Origin of the sequence: uncultured Virgibacillus sp., assembly GCF_947495635.1 — a bacterium.
GTDB lineage: Bacteria > Bacillota > Bacilli > Bacillales > Amphibacillaceae > Virgibacillus > Virgibacillus salarius.
The window spans coordinates 1-696 of sequence record NZ_CANMAB010000215.1; the positions used below are offsets into that span (position 1 = coordinate 1).

The 696-nt window shown below is 49.9% G+C and carries 1 rRNA gene; it reads right to left on the minus strand.

The annotated features are described in order from the left end of the window. Positions 1-611, minus strand: a 23S ribosomal RNA gene (locus tag Q1A47_RS20540); the annotation flags it as partial. Between the last annotated feature and the right edge of the window lie 85 nt (positions 612-696).

Genomic DNA, 696 nt, shown 5'->3' on the forward strand with positions numbered 1-696 from the left:
AAAAGGTACGCCGTCACCCATTAACGGGCTTCGACTACTTGTAGGCACACGGTTTCAGGTTCTCTTTCACTCCCCTCCCGGGGTGCTTTTCACCTTTCCCTCACGGTACTGGTTCACTATCGGTCACTAGGGAGTATTTAGCCTTGGGAGATGGTCCTCCCGGATTCCGACGGAATTCCACGTGTTCCGCCGTACTCAGGATCCACTCCGGAGGAAATTCTCTTTCGATTACAGGGCTCTTACCTCCTATGGCGGATCTTTCCAGATCGCTTCATCTAAAGAATTTCTTGGTAACTCCAATGGAGTGTCCTACAACCCCAGAAGGCAAGCCTTCTGGTTTGGGCTAATTCCGTTTCGCTCGCCGCTACTCAGGAAATCGCGTTTGCTTTCTCTTCCTCCGGGTACTGAGATGTTTCAGTTCCCCGGGTATGCCTCCTCTACCCTATGTATTCAGATAGAAGTACTGTTCCATTACGAACAGTGGGTTCCCCCATTCGGAAATTCCCGGATCAACGTCTACTTACGACTCCCCGGGACATATCGGTGTTAGTCCCGTCCTTCATCGGCTCCTAGTGCCAAGGCATCCACCGTGCGCCCTTATTCACTTAACTAGCTTTCTATGAATAAGCGTACTTATTTATCGCCTTAACTTTTGGTTTTCTAGCTTCCGCTCATAGCGATTAGCATGACTTCCTT